The sequence below is a fragment of the Zhouia spongiae genome (assembly GCF_022760175.1).
Lineage (GTDB): Bacteria > Bacteroidota > Bacteroidia > Flavobacteriales > Flavobacteriaceae > Zhouia > Zhouia spongiae.
Map to the genome: position 1 here is coordinate 2,720,685 of NZ_CP094326.1, position 21,271 is coordinate 2,741,955.

The 21,271-nt window shown below is 38.1% G+C and carries 16 protein-coding genes; 4 read left to right on the forward strand and 12 right to left on the reverse strand.

The window, feature by feature from the left end:
- Window positions 1–72: 72 nt before the first annotated feature.
- Window positions 73–933 carry an AraC family transcriptional regulator gene (locus MQE36_RS11975; RefSeq protein ID WP_242936213.1) on the reverse strand — a complete coding sequence of 287 codons (861 nt, stop codon included), beginning with the start codon at window positions 931–933 and terminating at the stop codon, window positions 73–75.
- A gap of 14 nt (window positions 934–947) precedes the next feature.
- On the reverse strand, window positions 948–3,740 hold the full coding sequence (uvrA, locus tag MQE36_RS11980) for an excinuclease ABC subunit UvrA (protein ID WP_242936214.1): 2,793 nt from the start codon (window positions 3,738–3,740) through the stop codon (window positions 948–950).
- Between the two features lie 287 nt (window positions 3,741–4,027).
- Here uvrA and MQE36_RS11985 point away from each other — a divergent pair, with 287 nt between their 5' ends.
- Window positions 4,028–4,609 (forward strand): RNA polymerase sigma factor, encoded by a 582-nt coding sequence (locus tag MQE36_RS11985; protein ID WP_242936215.1) that lies wholly within the window; start codon window positions 4,028–4,030, stop codon window positions 4,607–4,609.
- A gap of 54 nt (window positions 4,610–4,663) precedes the next feature.
- A complete protein-coding gene (locus MQE36_RS11990; protein ID WP_242936216.1) occupies window positions 4,664–4,807 on the forward strand; it encodes a hypothetical protein in 144 nt (47 codons plus the stop codon).
- Window positions 4,808–4,846: 39 nt separating this feature from the next.
- Here the strand turns inward: MQE36_RS11990 and nth are convergent, their stop codons facing one another.
- Complete coding sequence (nth, locus tag MQE36_RS11995) at window positions 4,847–5,509, reverse strand: endonuclease III (RefSeq protein ID WP_242936217.1); 663 nt, start codon at window positions 5,507–5,509, stop codon at window positions 4,847–4,849.
- A gap of 97 nt (window positions 5,510–5,606) precedes the next feature.
- On the opposite strand from nth, the gene bcp reads away from it, so the two are divergent.
- Window positions 5,607–6,065, forward strand: a complete 459-nt coding sequence (gene bcp / locus MQE36_RS12000; protein ID WP_242936218.1) for a thioredoxin-dependent thiol peroxidase — start codon at window positions 5,607–5,609, stop codon at window positions 6,063–6,065.
- Between the two features lie 60 nt (window positions 6,066–6,125).
- On the opposite strand, the gene MQE36_RS12005 is transcribed toward bcp, so the two are convergent.
- From MQE36_RS12005 to MQE36_RS12035, 7 genes are all read right to left on the reverse strand, one after another.
- Complete coding sequence (locus tag MQE36_RS12005; RefSeq protein WP_242936219.1) at window positions 6,126–7,106, reverse strand: Gfo/Idh/MocA family protein; 981 nt, start codon at window positions 7,104–7,106, stop codon at window positions 6,126–6,128.
- On the reverse strand, window positions 7,090–8,817 hold the full coding sequence (locus MQE36_RS12010; protein WP_242936220.1) for a sodium:solute symporter family protein: 1,728 nt from the start codon (window positions 8,815–8,817) through the stop codon (window positions 7,090–7,092). Before MQE36_RS12010 ends, MQE36_RS12005 begins: the two co-directional genes overlap by 17 nt.
- A 108-nt stretch (window positions 8,818–8,925) precedes the next feature.
- Window positions 8,926–11,469 carry a PIG-L family deacetylase gene (locus MQE36_RS12015; protein WP_242936221.1) on the reverse strand — a complete coding sequence of 848 codons (2,544 nt, stop codon included), beginning with the start codon at window positions 11,467–11,469 and terminating at the stop codon, window positions 8,926–8,928.
- Window positions 11,470–11,544: 75 nt separating this feature from the next.
- Window positions 11,545–12,081, reverse strand: coding sequence for a mechanosensitive ion channel domain-containing protein (locus tag MQE36_RS12020; protein ID WP_242936222.1), 537 nt, complete (start codon window positions 12,079–12,081; stop codon window positions 11,545–11,547).
- Window positions 12,082–12,084: 3 nt separating this feature from the next.
- Window positions 12,085–12,672: a Maf-like protein gene (locus MQE36_RS12025; protein ID WP_242936223.1), complete on the reverse strand. Its 588-nt coding sequence runs from the start codon at window positions 12,670–12,672 to the stop codon at window positions 12,085–12,087.
- A 17-nt stretch (window positions 12,673–12,689) separates the two neighbouring features.
- Window positions 12,690–13,226, reverse strand: a complete 537-nt coding sequence (locus MQE36_RS12030) for a KdsC family phosphatase (protein ID WP_242936224.1) — start codon at window positions 13,224–13,226, stop codon at window positions 12,690–12,692.
- Window positions 13,207–13,974 carry a Rossmann-like and DUF2520 domain-containing protein gene (locus tag MQE36_RS12035; protein WP_242936225.1) on the reverse strand — a complete coding sequence of 256 codons (768 nt, stop codon included), beginning with the start codon at window positions 13,972–13,974 and terminating at the stop codon, window positions 13,207–13,209. Before MQE36_RS12035 ends, MQE36_RS12030 begins: the two co-directional genes overlap by 20 nt.
- 310 nt (window positions 13,975–14,284) lie before the next feature.
- Between MQE36_RS12035 and MQE36_RS12040 the strand changes: the two genes are divergently transcribed.
- Window positions 14,285–17,506 (forward strand): cytochrome c biogenesis protein CcsA, encoded by a 3,222-nt coding sequence (locus MQE36_RS12040; RefSeq protein ID WP_242936226.1) that lies wholly within the window; start codon window positions 14,285–14,287, stop codon window positions 17,504–17,506.
- Between the two features lie 226 nt (window positions 17,507–17,732).
- Here MQE36_RS12040 and MQE36_RS12045 read toward each other — a convergent pair whose 3' ends face one another.
- Together MQE36_RS12045 and MQE36_RS12050 are read right to left on the reverse strand one after the other, a co-directional pair.
- A complete protein-coding gene (locus MQE36_RS12045) occupies window positions 17,733–19,637 on the reverse strand; it encodes a tetratricopeptide repeat protein (RefSeq protein WP_242936227.1) in 1,905 nt (634 codons plus the stop codon).
- A gap of 332 nt (window positions 19,638–19,969) precedes the next feature.
- Window positions 19,970–21,127: an MFS transporter gene (locus MQE36_RS12050; RefSeq protein WP_242936228.1), complete on the reverse strand. Its 1,158-nt coding sequence runs from the start codon at window positions 21,125–21,127 to the stop codon at window positions 19,970–19,972.
- Window positions 21,128–21,271 lie beyond the last annotated feature (144 nt).

The following is a 21,271-nucleotide window of genomic DNA, read 5'->3' on the forward strand; positions in this document are numbered from 1 at the left end:
TAACTTAATGTTCAAGCCGGATTTTAAGCTTGAAAATTTTGGCTTTACTCCGGAAAGATTTAAGAGTTGCTCTTATTTTAACCGGATAGACCTGTATTCGGAGGGGGTTAGTTGTTTTATTTTTTTGAACTGCCTGTTGAAATTCGAAAGATTTTTAAAGCCTACATCATAACAGATATTTTCAATAGTGTTTTTTTTATCCAGTAACAAGTTGCATGCAGATTCGATTCGAAGTTCATTTAAAAATTCAATATACGTCTTTCTCGTATGCAGTTTGAAATACCTGCTGAATTGCGAACGACTCAAATTAGCAATGGATGCAATATCTTCAATAGTAATATCTTCTTCTAACCTATTAAAGGTATATGAAATGATATCGTTTAAACGTTGCCCGTCTTTTTCATTAATGGAAAACCGGTAAACGTCTGAATTAATATAGTTCTTGGAAGTTTTGTCGATTTCATTTAAAATATGGAGAAGTTGTATGATAAGCGCTGTGTTTTTTAGATCGACCATTTCTAAAATCTGTTGATGGATGTACTTATTACAATCATCAATAACTTTAATTCCCCGTTTACTCTTTCCGAGAAGGGCGTATATATTTTTTAGCTCAGGGATGTGAAAAAAATCGGAGCCAAATGAATTTTGATCAAAAAACAGGGAAACAGAATAAACGCCATTTGAATCAGGAGAAAAATAAGGTTTGGCACTTTTCATTAAATGTGGAATATTACTCCCCAGAATAAACGTATCGCCCGGATTAAACTGGACCATATTATTCCCGCTATATAAAATGCCCTCTCCCTTTTGGATTGTGGTCACCTGTATTTCATTGTGGTAATGAAGCCGATCGTAAAAGTGAGGTCCTTCATCTATTTGAACACGGAGGGAAGAACCTTCAGATTTAGGTATTTTGAATGGGATAGGCTTCATTTTGAATAGAAAAATCAGGCATTAACAGGCTTAAGCTTTTCTTTTAAATATCGGGCAGTAAAGCTTTTCTTTTCTTTGATGATTTCTTCGGGGGTACCATTTGCAACCAGCTCTCCGCCTTTTTCACCACCTTCCGGTCCGAGGTCGATGATGTGATCGGCACACTTGATAAGGTCGAGATTATGCTCAATAACGATGATAGAGTGCCCTTTTTCGATGAGCGCCTCAAATGAGGTTAAAAGTTTTTGTATGTCGTGGAAATGCAGTCCGGTTGTCGGTTCATCAAAAATAAAAAGGGTTTTATCACTTGAATTTCCTTTTACAAGGAAAGAAGCGAGTTTAATACGCTGGGCTTCACCTCCTGAAAGTGTAGAAGAACTTTGTCCAAGAGTCACATATCCCAGCCCGACATCCTGTAGCGGTTGGAGTTTGTTTACGATTTTTGTTTGTTCGTACTTGCAAAAGAAATCAATGGCATCATCGATAGTAAGGTTTAAAATATCATCAATGTTTTTGTCTTCAAACTTAACTTCCAGGATCTCCTTCTTAAATCTTTTTCCCTTGCAGGTCTCACATTCCAGATGTACATCGGCCATAAATTGCATCTCTATGGTAACTTCGCCTTCACCTTTACAAGTCTCACAACGTCCGCCATCGACATTAAATGAAAAATGTTTTGGTTTATAGCCACGTAATTGAGCTAGTTTTTGATCGGTAAACAGGCCACGGATATCATCATATGCCTTAATATAAGTAACCGGATTACTGCGGGAAGACCTTCCGATTGGATTTTGATCGACAAACTCGACAGAAGCTATAGAGTTGTAGTTGCCCTCAATTTTAGTGAAATGCCCGGGTTTCTCCCCATATCCTCCTGTTTCCTTCAGAATTGCCGGGTATAAAATCTTCTTTACCAAGGTACTTTTTCCACTTCCTGAAACCCCTGTAACAATGGTCAGCATGTTTAAAGGGAACTTCACATTGATATTCTTCAGGTTATTTTCCCGGGCTCCAATGATTTCTATATAATTTTTGGATGTCCGCCTTTTTTCAGGAACCTTAATTTCAAGAGTGCCGTTGAGGTATTGTGCGGTCAGGGAATCACTTTGCAGTATGTTATTATATGTCCCTGTAGATACTACTTCGCCTCCATGAGTACCTGCTTCCGGGCCAATGTCGATAATTTCATCGGCCGCTTTCATAATATCTTCGTCATGTTCAACAACGATAACGGTATTTCCAAGATCCCGGAGCGATTTCAATACATTAATAAGCTTCTCGGTATCTTTAGGATGCAATCCAATGCTGGGTTCATCAAGTATGTACATAGATCCCACCAAACTACTGCCGAGGGAAGTAGCCAGGTTGATCCGTTGTGATTCACCCCCGGATAGTGTGTTTGACTTTCTGTTCAGTGTTAGATATTCTAAGCCTACATTAGATAAAAAAAGTAAACGGTTATTTATTTCTTTTAACAAACGGGAAGCTACTTTTTCGTCGTATTCAGATAGCTTCAATGAAGAAAAGAATGTCGCCAGCGAATGTAAGGGTGTTTCAACCAAATCAGTGATGGTTCTGTTACCAAGCTTAACATAATTCGCTTCAGGTCGTAGCCTTTTCCCCTGGCATGTGGTACATTTTGTTTTTCCCCGATAGCGAGAGAGCATCACCCGATTCTGGATTTTATAACTTTTTTCTTCCAGTTCGGTAAAGAAGTCATTTAATCCGATAAAATATTGATTTCCTTTCCAAACCAGTTCTTTTTGCTCCTCTCTAAGTTCAAACCAGGGTTTATGAATAGGAAAATCAAATTTGTAGGCATTATTCACCAATTGGTCTCTGTACCAACTCATACTTTCCCCACGCCATGGGAAAATACAGTTCTCATATACAGAGAGTCCTGTATTAGGAATAACCAGATCCTGATCGATACCGATAATGTCGCCATAGCCTTCACATGTTGGGCAGGCACCAAATGGATTATTGAAACTAAACAAATGAACATTTGGTTCCAGAAACTGGATTCCGTCTAATTCAAATTTATTAGTGAAGTGAGTTTGCAGTCCGGAAGGCAGTTCTTCAATAATACATTCTCCTTTCCCCTCAAAATATGCTGTACCGGCGGCATCGGCCAATCGGTTAAAGAAATCCTCGTCTTTTCTTACAACAATACGATCAACCACCAGCAGGAAGTCATGATCTATCTCTTCATTTATATCATCAATACGGACCACCTCTCCTTTGTATTTGATTCTTGCATATCCCTGTTGGGCCAATATTTTCAACATCTGTAATACACTGCGGTCTTCGGGGATGTGTACCGGAGACATAAGCAGTAACTTACTGCCGTCCTTAAATCGGTTTACGTAATCGACTACATCAGAGACCGTGTGTTTTTTTACTTCTTTCCCGGAAACAGGGGAGTAGGTTTTACCGATACGGGCATATAAAAGTTTTAAATAATCATAAATTTCGGTAGTCGTACCAACTGTTGATCTTGGATTGGTAGAATTAACCTTTTGTTCAATAGCTATAGCGGGGGCAATTCCTTTTATATAATCTACTTTTGGTTTGTCTAGACGTCCTAAAAATTGCCTGGCATAAGACGACAGGCTTTCAACATATCTTCTTTGCCCTTCAGCATATAAAGTATCAAAGGCAAGGCTGGATTTACCGGAGCCGGACAAACCGGTTATGACTACCAGTTTATTGCGGGGAATAGCTACATTGATATTTTTCAGGTTATGTAGTTTTGCCCCTTTTATAATGATATGTTGCTTTGGGTCTAATGCTAATATATCGGTCATAATTATTTTCAAAAAATAAGTAAAAATAGATATTGATGGCTTCTGCTCGAAAACCAATGAAAACCACAAAGATAATGATCTATTTATTGCTTTAAAAGAGGATACTGCAAACAAAAAAAGTTAAAAAGTGGAGCCGAAATTTGTATTTTTTAAGAATATGTTTTTATATTTGGTTGAATAACCGTCTAAACAAAACGCCTATTTAACAAAATTACTTTTAAAGCATATCCGTTATTATTGGTTTAATAACGTTGGATAAGCCCGAATCTTATAAAAAGTGATTTTGTATGGAACAATTGCCCAAAGACTCTGCTCTTATTAGACGATATCTGCAAGGAGAAGAACAAGCCTTGGAAATTTTAATCAACAGACATTCAGCCCGTATTTATAGTTTTATCTTTTCGAAGGTATGTGATCGCGACATAACTGAAGATATTTTTCAGGAAACTTTTATTAAAGTAATCAATACTTTAAAGAAAGGCAGGTATAATGAAGAAGGAAAATTTGTGCCCTGGGTGATGAGGATCGCTCAGAATTTAGTTATAGACCATTTCAGAAAGAATGTACGGATGCCTAAATTTGAAGGCACCGACGATTTTAATATATTTACCGTATTGGGTGATACTGCATTAAATGTAGAAAAGCAGATTATCAAAGACCAGGTAGACAATGATATCCGTTTATTGATTGAGCAATTGCCGGAAGATCAAAAACAGGTGCTAATCATGAGGATGTATAAAGACATGAGCTTTAAGGAAATAGCCGATGTCACCGGTGTGAGTATCAATACCGCCCTGGGCAGAATGCGTTATGCAATTATTAACATGCGGAAAATTATAGAAAAGAATAATATTATTTTAACTAATTAAGCAATAAAGAGCGATAAGCCACGTTGATAAACTATAACATCCTAAAATATCAATATGGCAAATTTTTACTCTAAAGAATTTTTTGAAACAAAAGATTTAAAACCAAAAAGTGAAACAATAGATTTTCTGTTGAATTACTCCAGAGCTTTAAGTGTTATTGACTACAATGATATTCAGTTTGAAAGTATTTTGAACTAATTGACTGCGTAGTGTAAAAGACCTGTTGGAAACGAAAAGCTAACGGGTCTTTTTTGTTTTATAATAGTCGTCTATTACCGTTTTTCTTCCAATAGTTTTGGTTATTATATCTTTATCAATATCCCAGCCACGTGCCGGCGAGTACTGACGGCCATACCAGATAATCTGAAGATGCAGGTTGTTCCATTTATCTATAGGAAACAGTCTTTTCGCATCTTTTTCCGTTTGTACGACATTTTTACCGTTGGATAAGCCCCAGCGATACATCAGCCTGTGAATGTGGGTGTCTACCGGAAAGGCAGGGATTCCAAATGCCTGACTGACCACAACACTGGCTGTTTTGTGACCTACACCGGGTAATGTTTCCAGAGCCTCCAGTTCTTCCGGTACTTCACCATTGTATTTGTCTATTAGTATTTGAGATAGTTCAGAAATAGCTTTAGACTTTTTTGGTGACAACCCTACCGGTTTAATGATCTCACGGATTTCTTCCACCGGCACTTTAGCCATTCGATAAGGATTGTCCGCTCTGTCAAACAAGACAGGAGTAATCTGATTTACCCGTACATCGGTGCTTTGAGCAGACAATAATACCGCAATCAATAAGGTATAAGGATCTTTATGATCTAGCGGAACAGGAATTTTCGGATATAATTCTTCCAGCTTATCAATTACAAAGTCAACTTTTTCTGCTTTCGTCATGTTTTATATAAATTTGCTCAAATCCTTAGGAGCAAATTTGCGATTTTTAATCAAAATAGTTCCTTTTAATTTCAATAAAACTTTAAAAAAATAGTCTATGAATACATTAAAAGCAGGAGATAAGGTAAAGGCGTTTACCGTAAGCGATCAGGATGGTAATAAGATTTCATTATCAGATTATAAAGGAAAAAAGTTAGTGGTTTTCTTTTACCCTAAGGCAAGTACCCCCGGCTGTACCGCCGAAGCATGTAATTTAAGGGATCATTATAAAGAGTTACAAGAAAAAGGATACGAGTTGTTGGGGGTCAGTGCAGATTCTGAGAAACGTCAATCTAATTTTAAGAATAAATACGAATTTCCATTTCCGTTATTGGCAGATGAAAACAAAGAAGTCATTAATATTTTTGGGGTCTGGGGACCTAAGAAGTTTATGGGGAGGGAATACGATGGTATTCATAGAAAAACATTTATCATAGATGAAAATGGAGTTGTAGAGCGGGTAATTGATAAAGTTAAAACGAAAGACCACGCAGCTCAAATTCTGGAAGAAGTATAACTTTAAGAACAGTGCTCTGATGTCACCAGGGGCCTGGGTTGCCTCTGGGGGTCAGTTTTTTTAATATTTCAGTCCAATTTGATCTCTGATCTGATCCAGGGTTTTTATGAGCCGGAGGCTGAAATCATGGCTCATGACCGGACTTTCCTTCTTACCATCGATGAGGAGCCGGTTAAAATGTTCAATTTCATAAGTATACCCTTTTGTATGATAGCCAAAATCGACTGTCTGGCTATCTGTTCCTGACAGGATGCTCACAGTTGTCGGGCCGTAAAAATTCTTGTTTATTTTTATGATCCCGTGTTCACAATAAAAGGTTGCAGTTGTAGGTGTGTTTTCTATGACAGTACTTTTCAATTGAGCAATCACTTGATCCGGATAAGTGAATTTTATTTGACACTGAGTGTCAATATTATTATCCAGAAAGTGGGCAGTAGCATCAATTTTATCCGGTACTCCCAAGACAGACAATGCAGCAAATACAGGGTAAATCCCAATATCTAAAAGACTTCCTCCTCCGAGTTTTTTATCGAAAAGCCTGGATTTCTTATCGAATTCAGATTTAAAACCGAAATCAGCTTCCAGTTTTTTAAGTTTTCCAAATTCATTTCTGTCAAGAAGTTCCAGAACATACCGGTAATGTGGCAAAAAATAAGTCCACATGGCCTCCATTAAAAGTACATTATTGCTTTTTGCCATGTAGATCATTTCTTTTACTTCGGCTTCATTCATCGCCAAAGGTTTTTCACATAGAACTGCTTTTTTGTTTTTTAAACAGGCCAAAGCGTTTTCTTTGTGCAAGCTATGTGGTGTGGCGATATAAACAGCATCAATATTTTCATCTTTTAAAAGACCGGCATAAGAATCGTATGCCTTTTGTACGTGGTGTTTTTCAGCAAAATTTCGTGCTTTAGAAGAATTTCTTGATCCAACAGCATATAACAGGCCGCTATCGACGGCTTGCATATCTTCAGCAAATTTTTCGGCAATATTGCCTAACCCGATAATCCCCCAACGTATCTTTTTATATTTGTTGTTCATGACGGCTGGAAGTCATTAATTGAAAAATCAGAGCAAGTAAAATAACCGACAGGCACCCTATGAAGTTTAGCCATAAATAACTAAGTTTTTCTTGTCCTTCCGGTTGAATTCCGATAGCAAAATAATAAGTAACGATGATAATTATCTGGGTAAGTATGGCAGCAATGAAAGTTGCATTGCCTTTAATGAATTTAATGAAAAATGCTATCAGGAAAATCCCCAGGATGTTACCGTAAAATATGGAGCCAATGATATTGACAAGTTGAATAAGGTTTTCAAAAAGAGATCCGAAATTGGCAAATAAAATTGCAATGATCCCCCATAGGAACGTGAACCATTTGGTGGCCTTTAGAAAGTGTTTTTCAGTGCGTTCCTTTTTCTGAAAACGCTGGTACAGATCGATGGTTGTTATGGTTCCTAATGCATTTAACTCGGATGCGGTAGAAGACATGGCCGCAGATAGAATAACAGCCAACAATAAACCTATGAGTCCTTTAGGCAGATTATTCAGGATGAAATGAATAAAGACATAATCCTTGTCATTTGTTTCAAGGTCTTTATTTACCGTATTGATTATTTTCTTGGCCGAATTACGGTATTCTTTTTCTTTTTTATTAATTTCCTGAATATGTTGTTTGGCTTCAAGGGTCATGTCAAAATCTTTTACATCCAATACCGATGAAAAATGATCCTGGGCCATCTTTTTTTCCCTTTCGAGTTTTTTATAATCTTTTTCGAGCTCCTGATATTCCCGGGCTATTTCAGAATTCATTACAGCTTCCGTAGCTGCAGGATTAAAATTAAGAGGAGCAGGATTGAATTGATAAAAAACAAAAACCATGATTCCTACCAATAAAATAAAGAACTGCATGGGGACTTTGAGTAATCCGTTAAAAATAAGGCCCAATTGACTTTCTCTGACGGATTTGCCCGAAAGGTATCTTTGTACCTGGCTCTGATCGGTTCCAAAATAGGCCAACGCAAGAAACAAGCCTCCCGTTATTCCGCTCCAGAAAGTATATCGACTTGAAGTATCAAAGGAAAAGTCAACGATGTTTAATTTATCATTGGCACCGGCTATTTTAAGTGCCTTATAAAATGTAACATCATTGGGCAGGTAGCTCAAAATAAGAAAAAAGGCTATGAACATCCCCGTCATAATAACAAACATTTGTTGTTTTTGGGTAACACTCACCGCGTTTGTACCCCCCGATACGGTATAGATAATAACCAAAACGCCAATGATGAGATTCAATGTTTTCAGATCCCATCCTAATACGGCAGAAAGGATGATTGAAGGTGCAAAAATTGTAATACCGGCTGCAAGGCCTCTTTGAATTAAAAAGAGGATGGCCGCCAGCGATCGTGTTTTCAGATCAAACCTGCCCTCGAGGAATTCATAGGCGGTATATACCTTAAGTTTGTGGTAAATCGGTACAAAGACCATACAGATGATGATCATGGCAAGAGGTAAGCCGAAATAGAACTGTACAAAGCCCATTCCGTCGTGAAATGCCTGACCGGGAGTTGATAAAAAGGTAATAGCACTTGCCTGGGTAGCCATTACCGACAGCCCTACTGTCCACCATTTAGCTTCATTACCGCCCAGAATATAGTCACTTACATTTTTACTTCCCCTCGTTTTAAAGTATCCGTAAAGAACAATAAATAACAGCGTACCCGATAATACAATCCAATCAATCGACTCCATATATTAGCGGTTACCGGTCATTATCAGATAAAAAACAATTATATAAACAGCATTAGCAACAAGAACCAATGTGTACCATTTTTTCCATTCAAATTTATCCAGCATCTATTATCCTTTAATATTTTTATTACCTGTTTTAACCTGTTTTTTTCCGATAGAAAGCATGTTCGTAAAAAGTTTGTATGCACCGGGAACACCGGCAGGAAGCTCTCTAAAGAAACTTAGTCCCGTATAAATATAGTAACCTTTTCCATATCGAGCTACCAGTAAACTGCCTTTTTTAGGCGATTCGCCTTTATCATGCATAGACAATACCGCGGTAAATTCATCTCCCCATTTATTCGGGAAGTATAAACCACGTTCTTGTACCCATCCGTTAAAATCACTTTGACTGATTTTGTTTGGGAAATTAATTAACGAATGGTTTTGTGTTAATACTTCAACAGCAGAGTTTTCATCAGTTACCCGGTCTCTTGATAGCTGCAACTGATAGGGAGCCAGGTTTTTTACCGGAAAATCACCGTTCCTCCATGTCGTATTATATTGTACGATGATAGTACCCCCTTGGTTAACATAATCTAAGAGGAATTTTTGTTTGAACTTTAATTCATCAACTACGTTATAGGCTCTTATCCCGACAACAACGGCATCAAACCTTTGCAAGTTTTCTAGGGTTATATCTTCAGGTGGAATAGTAATGACGTTATATCCTATTTGTTGTAAGCTTTCAGGGATCGCATCACCGGCACCCGCGATGTATCCAATATGATCTCCCGCCTTTTCTATGTTTAACCGGACTACTTTTGCTTCAGAGGGGATCAGTACTGTTTGCGTGGGGATATGATCGTAGGCAATTTCAATTAATGCTCCGGAATAGGCATCCCCGTTAATACGGACTAAAGGCTTGATCGTTGCAACATTTTCATTGGCAGGAGGGGTGATCTGAAATGTCACGGTTTTTTCTTCTTTTTTATTATTGATCGAAAAATTGATGGTAGCCGGACTGACCTTCCAACCTTCAGGTATCTCCAAAGAGATCCTGCCGGCAATATTGTCTTTAAGGGCTTTTACTTTAAGAGTCACTTCTTTCGCCTGTGCATCAGGGAAAATATTCACCTTGTCTTCAAATGCAGCAGCTACCGGAGGCAGGATTTCAAAGGGTTGGTATATTTCTCCTTTTGCCGGATCTGAAAACTTATATACTACTTCTTTGGTTATAGGAATCGTTACTGAATTGTCGTATACCATATTAAAAGTGACGGAGAGTCCTCTCGGAGTTTCCGGTTTCCCTACCAGGCTCTTGTCTTTTACCTGATACATGCCTAGTTCAGGCTTTTCAGTTAACCAATAGGGAACGGTATAGGCCATTGATTTAGCTAGCGGAATTTCCAGGCTGATGTTTTCTCTCTGATTATTTTGAAGGGGTTTATGAAGGGATTGAACCCTGTTACCAGGATTGGCTATAACGCTTTTAAGCATCAAAGGAGTATCACTTCTGTTGATAGCTTCCAGTGTGAGGTTGATTTTATCACCCGGATTGGCAGAGGCATCATCAGCGACTGCTTCTAAAAATAGTCCGGAGCAAGCTTCGATTATACGTTTAATTTCTTTTAACTTTAATGATCTCCAGTAGTCGTCTTCAATGTTTTCAATTAACCGGTATGCCTTTACCAATTGGGGAAGGTGTTCAGCAGGGTCCCTGAAGTTAAAGTTTTGCTCGATGTCTTTTAGTATAACTTCAATGGGTTTTCCGTTTTTTACCCGGGTCCACGTGGTGTTTATTCCTTCAAACAAGCTTGCTTTTCCATTAGTTTTCTCACCTTTTAAAAACTCCAGGTACTCTGTCTGATTCCCCCGGGAACCGATACTGCCAAATCCTTGCGACCTGTGTTGGCTCCTGCTTAAAGCAGCGATCTCATTATTAGAAACCCCTTTCAGGGGGTAATAGTTTCCAATTTCGAATTCAAATAAATTGGTTTTATCAGCCTTGTTAAAATTTTTCTGGCTACCATAGAACCACCAGGAGGTATTAAAAAATAATCTTTTTGGTTGCCATGCAATCGTGTTCGATAATTGGTCGGAGAACCTGGTAGGATCTCCGGAGAGATCAAAAGCTTCATAGGTCAACATGGCTGAAGAGGTATGGTGACCATGTGTTGTACCCGGAGACCGATGATCGAATCTGTTAATTATAATATCGGGGCGAAAATTTCTGATAGTCAACACTACATCCGATAACACTTTTTCCTTATCCCAGATCGAGAGAGTTTCATCGGGATGCTTGGAGTATCCAAAATCATTGGCCCGTGTAAAGAACTGTTCGCCGCCATCAATTCTTCTGGCAGCCAATAGTTCTTCCGACCGAAGGACACCCAGTAACTCCCGCAATTCCGTACCGATCAGATTCTGTCCGCCATCCCCCCTGGTTAGGGAAAGGTATGCGGTTCTTGCTTTAAGATCGTTCGATAAATAAGAAATGAGCCTGGTGTTTTCATCATCCGGGTGTGCGGCCACATACAGTACAGAGCCCAGGAAATTTAGTTTTTGGATGGCTTCGTAAATTTCTGTGGCTGTATATTTTTTAGGTTGTTGTGCCTTTAAGCATGGTGTGAAAAAGATTGCGGAAATAAGGAAAAAAATAATTTTTCGCATGTTAGTTGGTTTGTGTGAGTCTTCCAAATATAGAAAATATGATACCCTAAACCGGACTTTTTAAAAATTCTTTAACTAAATGCTGTCTGTAGCATCGTCATGACTTTCCTTATCTATTTTTGTCACGCCAATCTGAAGAAACAGATTATTGGGATAGGTGATGAGCTCTCCTTCGTCCGTTCTGATATGCATGTGGAATACTTTGATGTCTTCAATAATACCTTCTGTCGGAAAATCTTTGTTTAATATTTTTATACGATCACCTATTTTATAGGGAAAAGAAAAGAATAATATAACTCCGGCGGTAATATTACTTAAAATCGACCATTGAGCAAATAATGCGACCCCGATGACTGCAAATACAGATGAAAGAACAAGTCCCAGGTCATTAAAATTCACGCCCCATACTAAGCTCAAAATGGCCAGTAGCAGGATAGAAAGCACTACGTTGATGTATTTAATGATAAGTGTGGTCCTTACGGTATTAAAATCACTTAGCACGCCAACTTTCCGGGCAGCTTTATGAAAGATATAGCGTACAATCACTAAAATGATGATAGTGATTGAGGTTTGTAAGAGTTCGTCTTGGTAAGAAGTGAAAAATTCCCTCATGGCTTACTCCACTATTGTTTTTAACGTTTTATACAGCAAATGTACCGGTAATCCAACTACATTAAAGTATGATCCTTCAATTTTTTTAATACCAACGAGTCCTATCCATTCCTGAATACCGTAGGCACCGGCCTTGTCAAATGGCTTGTAATTCTGAATATAAAAGCGAATTTCTTCTTCTGTTAACTCATTGAAAAATACTTTTGTTATGGAATTTACTGTTTTTTGAATCTTGTTGGTGGTCAGGCAGATAGATGTGATGACTTCATGAGCATTACCCGATAGCGATTGGAGCATTTCGAAAGCCTCTTGTTTTGTTTTAGGTTTTCCTAGTGCCTGGTTGTTGTGCCAAACAATTGTATCTGAGGTGATTAATATATCATTTTCGCTTAAAGTTTCCTTAAAGGGAATTGCTTTTAATTGAGCTAAAAAATCAGGAATGTCGCTGTAACGAAGTCGATCCGGACAAATTTCTTCAACCGGTTTTAAGCGTATTTCGAAGTCCAGTCCAAGGTCTTTAAAAAATTTCTGACGCCTGGGAGATCCTGAAGCCAGGATCAGATGATGGTTTTTTAAAATATCGTTCAGCATGAAAAAATAGCAGTTAATTAATCGTATTGGGCATCTTTTTCTTCATCACCATTCCACTTTCCCTGTACCTTTAATACTTGTTCAATAATGTCTCTCACACAGCCTTTTCCTCCTTTTTTATGAGAAATATATTTCGATATTTCTTTGATCTCTGAAGCAGCGTCATTAGGGCAGCAGGGAAGGCCGATGAGTTTCATGACCTCTAAATCCGGGATGTCATCTCCCATATACATCACATTTTCAGCTTTAATATCATAAATATCGAGATATTCGTCAAGCTGTTCCGTTTTATGATGCGTACCAAGGTAAATGTCTGTAACTCCTAATCCCCGAAGACGTTTTCTGACACCTTCATTGCTTCCTCCTGAAATAATGCACACATTATAACCTTTCTGTATCGCAGTTTTTAGGGCATAACCATCGCGGGTACTCATTTTACGGAGCATATCCCCATCTGTGGTAACCAGTACGGAGCCATCGGTCAGCACACCGTCGACATCAAAAATAAAAGTGGTTATGTGTTCAAGATATTCTTTATAACTTTTCTCTTCCATAGGTTTCAATTAAAGACCGAGTCATCAGCTCGTAAATTTCCTTATGAGTTTTATTGTTTAATTGTTCAAGTTGCGAATTTATGGTTTTTTCGTCATTTCTTCGCGCAGGCCCGGTTTGGGCATTTACTGGGTTTATTATTTGCACTTTTTGTGCCGTTTCTTGAATTAATGGTTGTAAAATTTCAAAAGGGATATGGTGTTCGAGGCAAATTTCATTTCCGATATGATACAGATGGTTTACAAAGTTATTTACAAAAACTGCGGCTATATGCATGGCTTTTCTTTGTTCGGAGCTGATAAAATAAGTTTTTGGGGTTATAGCCTTTGCTACTTTTTCAAGGATCGTTTCATCACCTTTGCTTTCAGCTTCAAGACAAAGAGGAATCTTATTGAAATCTACGGCTTTTTCTTTTGAAAAGCTCTGGAGCGGATAAAACACTCCCCGTCTGTTTTTTGTATTTAGAGCAGCCATAGGTGTACTCCCGGACGTATGGACAACCAGTTTGTTTTTTAATTGAAGCTGATCAGACACTTGTGCTATAGCATCATCAGAAACAGCAATAATATACAGATCGGCATCGATCAGTTCTTTGAGATTGTCGGTAATAATGGGGTTCATGTTACCCACATTGTTTTTAGATATATTTCTGCTGAATATTTGAACAACCTTTATCTTTTTCGTCTGTTGAAATGCATTAAAAAGATGCGTAGCAACGTTGCCTGTTCCAAGAAGTACCACTGTAGTCATTCAGCTAAATTAATCATATAATTTGTTTAGTGATAGTGAAAGGAAAAGAAAAAACAGCTGTTGTTGCTTTTTGAGTTTTAGACGCACGATACTGTAATTGAGTGTACGAATATTACCTATAGTCTGTTATAGGGTATTGTATTTCTTCCGGTGACGTGATAAATAGAACTTGAATCCTTAAACTGTTTGGCAATGATTTGCATGTTTGCTCTCTGTACGAATCTTTAAGTATTGTTAATAACTATGAGAATCCATATTTAAACCCTATTTTTGCACACTGAATTCAAATCAGAAACTTATTTATACTTCGATGGAAGACCTTCTTAAAAAAACACTCTTCTCTACTCGTTTAATGGCTGTTTTATTTGTAGTTTTTGCTGTAGCCATGGCCTTCGGAACTTTTATAGAGAGCTGGTATAGTACGGATACGGCCCGTATATGGATATATAATGCCTGGTGGTTTGAAGCTATTATGGTATTTTTTGTAATAAATTTTATAGGAAATATTAAAAAGTACAAATTGCTTCAATGGGGTCAGTGGCCTGTTTTATTACTTCACTTATCATTTGTTGTAATTATTCTTGGAGCGTTTGTAACGCGTTATATAAGCTTCGAAGGAATGATGCCTGTAAGAGAAGGAGAAACGGCAGATTATATCCTGACGCATAAAACATATCTTTCTGTAATGGTTGATGGAGAAATGGATGGAGAAATGCGTCGTAAAATGTTACAAGAGGAGGTTTTAATAACATCTGAAGCAGAAAAGTCAAGCCTTCCGTGGAAGTCAGATTTTAACGGACAACCTTTTAAAGTTTCGTATGCAGGGTTTATAAAAGGTGCTGAAGAAGGACTTATTGAAGATGAGAACGGAGATACGTATCTTAAAATAGTAGAGTCAGGAGGGGGCGAACGCCACGATCATTATTTGAAAAAAGGGGAGGTTTCCAGTATACATAATGTACTTTTCGCTTATAACAAACCGACTGACGGAGCTATTAATATAAATATAACGGATACCCTGAGTACGATTAAGTCTCCTTTCGAAGGTGAATACATGCGTATGGCAGATCAGGCGAAAGGAATGTTGGTGAAGGATAGTTTGCAGGAATTGCAGATGCGTTCACTTTATTCGGCAGCGGGCATGCAGTTTGTTTTTCCTGAAGGACCTGTAAAAGGAAATTACGGGGTGGTGGAAGCGAAGGAGAAAAATCCGAATATGCAGGATGCTATTATTATCGATGTTAGTGTCGGAGAAGAAACCAGGCAGGTGAAGCTGTTGGGAGGCAGAGGTTTTATTAACGATCCGAAGACAATAAATCTGGGTGGACTCGAGTTTCATTTATCCTATGGGTCTATCCGCCATCAATTACCATTCAGTATTCAATTAAATGACTTTATAGCTCAAAAGTATCCGGGAACCGAAAAGGGATATGCTTCTTTTGAAAGCAAGGTTACCGTATTGGATGAACGTCCGTTCGATTATCACATATACATGAATCATGTCTTGGATCATCGTGGCTACAGATTCTTTCAGGCTAACTTCGATCCGGATGAAAAAGGCTCCGTATTTTCAGTAAATCACGATTTCTGGGGCACCTGGATTACTTATATAGGGTATTTCTTGTTATACACAGGTTTAATGGGGATTATGTTCTTTGGGAAAACAAGATTTAGGGAACTTGGGAAAAAACTGGAAAAGGTTAAGGCTAAAAAAGCTACCTTATCGGGTATTTTAGTTTTCTTTTTTGCACTCAATGCGTTTGCTCAGGATAATCATCAACATACTGATGATCACGCGCATACTAATGAGCAGCAACATTTGCATAATATGGTGCCTTCTGCTGCTCAGGTAGACTCAGTATTAAATGCAACTATCATTTCAAGAGAACATGCTGATAAATTCGGAGAACTGGTAATTCAGGATGACGGCGGACGTATGAAGCCTATTAATACCTTTGCCGCCGAAATGTTCCGTAAACTTCATAAAAGTAATACTTTTAAAGGAATGGATCAGGACCAGGTAATGCTTTCCATGATGCAGAATCCATCCCTCTGGTACCATGTGAATTTTATATATGTTACGACAAAAAATGATAGTATTAATAAAATAATAGGGGTTCCTAAAGAGCAGGAATTTGTGAAGGCAACAGATTTTTTCGATCAAAAAGGAGGGTATAAGTTGGCTCCTTATCTTCAGGAAGCTTATGCTACAAATACACCCAATCAGTTTCAGAAAGCTTTTAAAGAATTTGATTTAAAACTGGGACTATTAAACAGGGCGTTAAGTGGTGAGATCATGAAGATTTTTCCGCTTACCGAAGACGAAAACAACAAATGGATTTCCAGAACAGAGTTTAATACAGGTCAGTTCAAGGTTCAGGATTCGCTTTATGCCAACTTTATTAATAATTCCATTCCGTATTATTTAATGATGTTGCGGCAGGCTAAAACCACCGGTGACTATGCCGAAGCTGATAAAATGCTAGAAGCATTTAAACAAAACCAAAAGAATTATGGTAGTGATGTATTGCCATCAGAGAATAAAATAAAGACTGAAATCTTATATAATAAAATAAACATCTTTGAGAAGTTAATGATGTATTATCTTCTGGTAGGTTTGTTAATGTTTGTTTTAATTATTATACAGATATTCAAAGAAGCCAGGTGGACTCACAAGTTTATTACAGGAGGTAAGTTTATATTGTTCGCTTTGTTTGTTCTGCAAACGGCAGGTTTGGCATTCAGGTGGTACATTAGTGGTCATGCTCCTTGGAGTGATGCATACGAAAGTGTGATCTATGTGGCCTGGGCTACCATGGGAATGGGCTTGCTATTTGCCCGTAAGAGTGATATGACGGTGGCAGCTACTGCCTTCGTAACAGCAATCGTATTATGGGGAGCTCATATGAACTGGCTCGATCCTTCAATAGCAAACCTGCAACCGGTACTTGATAGTTATTGGTTAATGATACACGTAGCTGTGATTGTAGGTAGCTACGGACCTTTTACGCTGGGAATGATTCTCGGGTTGGTAGCCTTATTTCTAATGATCTTCACCAACGATAAGAATAAGAAAAAAATGCAACTGGCTCTACAGGAAATAACCATTATAAACGAACTGGCCTTAACCGTAGGTTTGGTAATGTTGACCATAGGAAATTTTTTGGGTGGACAATGGGCTAATGAAAGCTGGGGACGCTACTGGGGTTGGGATCCAAAAGAAACATGGGCGCTAATCAGTATTATGGTATACGCCTTTGTGATCCACATGCGACTTGTTCCAGGTTTAAGGGGGCGTTGGGCCTTTAATTTTGCCAGTGTTGTGGCCTATGGTAGTATTATGATGACTTATTTCGGGGTGAATTTCTATCTGGTAGGGCTTCACAGCTATGCTAGTGGTGATAAAGTAATAACGCCTACATTTGTGTATTATTCAGTGGCTTTCGTAGGATTAATAGGGGCGATCAGCTACTGGAGAGCCAAAAAATATTATAAAAACGGGAACGGAGTAAAGAAATCTAAATTAAAATAACGGTATTTAATGTGTAAGAGGTGCTGCCTCTGAAGTGAATTAAGAGGGGATGTTGTGAGGTAGATTCCTTCGATGATCGCATTAGTATGGCATTTTATATTTGCGGGAAGTTTAATCGTATTGAATTTCTGAAAACCCGGAAGGAAAGATGAACTGTTTCGATTTTTAGACTTCATGGCATATCAGTCGGTTCGATACAGCTTTATTTGCATGTATATAAAAACTCCTATCGTACCGGAATCTTTAAAATAACCTGGGTTCCTGAAGGGGTATTGTTCTTGTATAAATCTATGATATTCAAACTATGCATATTGGCGAAGTTTTTTGAGAAGTTGGCTAAACGCTCTCTGGTCAGTGCAATTCCAATAGACTTGGTTTGAGTATTTTTTTTCTCGGTTTCAATTTTCATGGTTCGTTCACGGCCAATCCCATTATCTAAGATACTGATCTCCACAAAGTCATTGGAGTCTTTATGTACACTCAGTTTTAACGATTTGTCCCCTTCTTTGGCTGATAATCCGTGCCATAAAGCATTTTCAATAAAAGGTTGCAAGGTAAGTGAGGGTATTTTAATGCTGTCGAGATTCAAAGAGTCGTCAATTTCCACCTGATAGTCTATTTCATTGCACAGACGGATATTCTCAATATTCACATATAGCTGCATGGTCTTTAGTTCATCAGCTAAGGATATCTCTTTCTCCATAGAGGTCGATAAAATGGTTCGGATAAGTTTAGAGAACTGGTCGAGGTAAGCAACAGCGCTCTTCTTGTCGTTTTTTAACATGTATAGCTTTATAGAGAGCAGTGAATTGAATATGAAGTGCGGATTCATCTGCAGACGCAATAATTTTTGTTCCATACTCAGAAACCGTTTCTCACCTGCAAGCTTTTTTTGCCTGTAGAGAATGATCAAAAAGGCAATGGTTAACAGCGAAAACATAATAATGAACATAAATATTTTGTTTCGCTGTTCGAGTTGAATGTTTACAATTTCATTTTCTTTTTCAAGAAGCTCGATCTGTGCTTTCTTTTTTTCAACATCGTATTTGGTAAGCAGGTCGAACATATAGCGTTGGTTGCTTTCGTTCAGGAATTGTTCTTCCTTGGCCTGGTACAGGCGGTTGTATTTTAATGCTTCTTTATAATCGTTTTGAGATGCATATAGATTAGACAAGTGTTTGTAAGCTTCAGCTTCGAATGATTGTAAGTTGTTTTCCTTCGATATTTTTAAGCCTTCATTTAAATGTTCTAATGCAACTGCATAATGCTCGAGTTCAGTATTTGCCCATCCGGTGCTGACATGAGCCATTGCTATATAATATTTATCGCCAATAGCTTCTGATGTTTTTAATGTCGGTCTTATTAACTCCAGCGCTTTTTGATAGCTGCCTTGCTTCAGGTATACTTGAGCAATGCTATTATTGCAGATAACTTTTCCTAAATCTGAATTTATTTCCTCGTTATAAGCCAGCGACTTTTTGTAATAGGTTAAAGCCTGGTCAAAAATCCCCCTGGCTTCATATGTGTAGCCTATATTGTGGTAATTAATGGCTAAACCTAGTTTACTATGGATAAATTCTTCCAGTGAAAGTGCTTTTCTGAAGTATTCTTCGGCACTTTCATATTGCTTTAACGTTAGGTAGATATTACCTATACTGTTGTATGAAATGGTAATAGATTTGGTAATATATTCACTTTTTAACGGACTGTTTTCAGCAATACTGAGCGCCATCTGGTGTCTGTCAAGAGCCATCCGTACCTGATCCATCCTTCTGTAAACCACCCCAAGCATGTTTAAGGAAGATGCTTTCAATTCGTCATTATCAATTTTGCCTGCCATCTCAAAACTCTTATTATGCAGATGAATGGCTCTTTGATATTCAGATTTATCCCTGAAATAAATTCCCAACAGGTTATTGGCAAATGACTGTCCTTCGATATAGTTTTCCTGTTCTGATTTTAATAATAGCGTCTGGATTTTGGTCGTATCTCTTCGATACCTCATGATGTACTTTGAGATAGAGTCTGTCGAAGAGAACTTCTTTCTTAATACATATGACAGGTCGGTTTGAAAGCTGTGTTCCTGTGCTTTTACACAAAAAGAAACTATTAACCCAAAAATTACGGTCAATAGAATTTTTAATGTAAACCTTTCCCGGTTCAATGTTCCAGAGTTGTGTATTTGATTAATAAGCACTTTACAGTAAGAAATAAACTTGATTAAAAATTATAATATATTTTGAAAAAGACAAGCAAAGATCGTTAAAAAGGGGGAAAATCCTATATTTTGAGTGTTTGAGGAACAGGATTTTAATTCTTTACCCGATAGCAGGGATTTAATTCTGGCACGAATATCGGGAGCTCAGACGCTTGTCCCTGTGAAAGAGGCGATATATTACAGGGACTGTAAAGATATCTGGTCAGGTGTGAAAAGTATGGAATTGTGCCGTTGAAAATATACTTTTATGTCTTCGAAGGTGTTTTTAAGATGTGCTTCCCCGTGGTACTTAAAACAGCTATGAAGGCCCCTACAATGGCGATAAGCATAAAAGAAACCCTTAGGTTGAACTGTTCTGCAACGAAACCGATAAGGGGAGGACCGAACAGAAAACCGAAATAAGCTATGGTTGAAACCATGGCTAATGCTATTCCCGGACTGTATGACTCAGATCGTCCTGCCATTGAAAATGCGAGCGGGATAACCGAAGATGTTCCTGCACCAACTAATAAAAAACCTACCGTTGCAAAAATAATAGAAGGAAACAGGACGGAAATCAGCAACCCTGTGAATATAAGGGCACCACTGAACTGAAGCAATATGATGGCTCCATAACGTTGTGTAAAATGATCTGCTATAAATCTTCCTGTAGCCATAGTGCTCATAAATGCAATATATCCCAGTGTCATAAGACTGGCATCTGCATGTACTATTTTGTCAAAATACACACCGCTCCAATCGAACATACAACCTTCACACATCATTCCGCAAAAAGCTATAATACCGACTCTTAATAAAAGACGATCAGGTTTTTTTAAAACCATGCTGCTATCGGTCGATTTATTGACATCTTCTGAAAGCATATTGCCATAAGCGAATACGATTATAAAAAAACACAGTATGCCAATAATAAGAAAATGAAGAAAAGGAGATATTTTTAGATCAATCATGGCAGCACCGATAACCCCGCCGACAAAACCGGCAAGACTCCACAATCCGTGGAAAGAGGCCATAATGGTTTTTCCATAACAAAATTCTACACCAATGGCCTGGGTGTTAACAGCAATGTTTGTGAGGTTGCCAACCAGACCGAACAGGATTACAGCACCAATAAGCGTTATTATAGAATCAGCCATGCCCAATAAGGGCAGGAACAAGGCATATAAAATAGCGGAAAAGACAACCACCTTCTTACTGCCAAATTTATGTACCATCCAACCGGCTAAAGGTAAAGCCACCAAAGAACCGGCAGGCAGGCCCAACAGTACGCCACCAAGCTGACCTTCATTGAGGCCAAGTGCATTTTTAATATCCGGAATCCTGCTGGCCCAGCTGGCAAAACAAATCCCGCTTAAAAAGAACATAGCACTGACCGCTACCCTTTTTTTTAAATTTGAATTCATGGCTTAAGAAACAAACTAGGTTCGTTGTATCGGCAAATTTTATTAAAAAAGTTGATGAGAAACAACTCCCGGCATCATAAAAATGAAAAGGATAAAAAAACAGTTCCTATATCGATAATTATTAAAATTAATTATTTAAAAAAT

What these genes read in the sequence shown, in the direction of transcription:
- MQE36_RS11975 (WP_242936213.1), bottom strand. Translation starts at nt 933, where the DNA reads ATGAAGCCTATCCCATTCAAAATACCTAAATCTGAAGGTTCTTCCCTC.
- uvrA (WP_242936214.1), bottom strand. Translation starts at nt 3,740, where the DNA reads ATGACCGATATATTAGCATTAGACCCAAAGCAACATATCATTATAAAA.
- MQE36_RS11985 (WP_242936215.1), top strand. Translation starts at nt 4,028, where the DNA reads ATGGAACAATTGCCCAAAGACTCTGCTCTTATTAGACGATATCTGCAA.
- MQE36_RS11990 (WP_242936216.1), top strand. Translation starts at nt 4,664, where the DNA reads ATGGCAAATTTTTACTCTAAAGAATTTTTTGAAACAAAAGATTTAAAA.
- nth (WP_242936217.1), bottom strand. Translation starts at nt 5,509, where the DNA reads ATGACGAAAGCAGAAAAAGTTGACTTTGTAATTGATAAGCTGGAAGAA.
- bcp (WP_242936218.1), top strand. Translation starts at nt 5,607, where the DNA reads ATGAATACATTAAAAGCAGGAGATAAGGTAAAGGCGTTTACCGTAAGC.
- MQE36_RS12005 (WP_242936219.1), bottom strand. Translation starts at nt 7,106, where the DNA reads ATGAACAACAAATATAAAAAGATACGTTGGGGGATTATCGGGTTAGGC.
- MQE36_RS12010 (WP_242936220.1), bottom strand. Translation starts at nt 8,817, where the DNA reads ATGGAGTCGATTGATTGGATTGTATTATCGGGTACGCTGTTATTTATT.
- MQE36_RS12015 (WP_242936221.1), bottom strand. Translation starts at nt 11,469, where the DNA reads ATGCGAAAAATTATTTTTTTCCTTATTTCCGCAATCTTTTTCACACCA.
- MQE36_RS12020 (WP_242936222.1), bottom strand. Translation starts at nt 12,081, where the DNA reads ATGAGGGAATTTTTCACTTCTTACCAAGACGAACTCTTACAAACCTCA.
- MQE36_RS12025 (WP_242936223.1), bottom strand. Translation starts at nt 12,672, where the DNA reads ATGCTGAACGATATTTTAAAAAACCATCATCTGATCCTGGCTTCAGGA.
- MQE36_RS12030 (WP_242936224.1), bottom strand. Translation starts at nt 13,226, where the DNA reads ATGGAAGAGAAAAGTTATAAAGAATATCTTGAACACATAACCACTTTT.
- MQE36_RS12035 (WP_242936225.1), bottom strand. Translation starts at nt 13,974, where the DNA reads ATGACTACAGTGGTACTTCTTGGAACAGGCAACGTTGCTACGCATCTT.
- MQE36_RS12040 (WP_242936226.1), top strand. Translation starts at nt 14,285, where the DNA reads ATGGAAGACCTTCTTAAAAAAACACTCTTCTCTACTCGTTTAATGGCT.
- MQE36_RS12050 (WP_242936228.1), bottom strand. Translation starts at nt 21,127, where the DNA reads ATGAATTCAAATTTAAAAAAAAGGGTAGCGGTCAGTGCTATGTTCTTT.